The following is a 221-nucleotide window of genomic DNA, read 5'->3' on the forward strand; positions in this document are numbered from 1 at the left end:
GTCGTGCCGCGGACTTCCTTGATGGTGACATCTCGGAGTTTTTAGACATCGACAAGGCGACAGAACTGGTCTTAGAGGGTGACTTAGGCCCCGAGTTGATTACCGACTTCGAAGGCTTGGACGTGGACGAGTCGTTGGACGCGTTGAGTGAACTTCAGGAACTTGGCGTCACGTCGTTGCCGACGGATCTCTCGGACCAGTTCCGTAACTTGGAACTGAAG

The 221-nt window shown here is 54.3% G+C and carries 1 protein-coding gene; it reads left to right on the top strand.

Annotated elements, in window-relative coordinates:
- The coding region (locus EXE42_RS19135; protein WP_158293804.1) for a hypothetical protein at positions 1–221 on the top strand (221 nt) is incomplete at both ends.

This window comes from Halorubrum sp. SP3 (assembly GCF_005435195.1).
In the GTDB taxonomy this organism is placed as follows: domain Archaea; phylum Halobacteriota; class Halobacteria; order Halobacteriales; family Haloferacaceae; genus Halorubrum; species Halorubrum sodomense.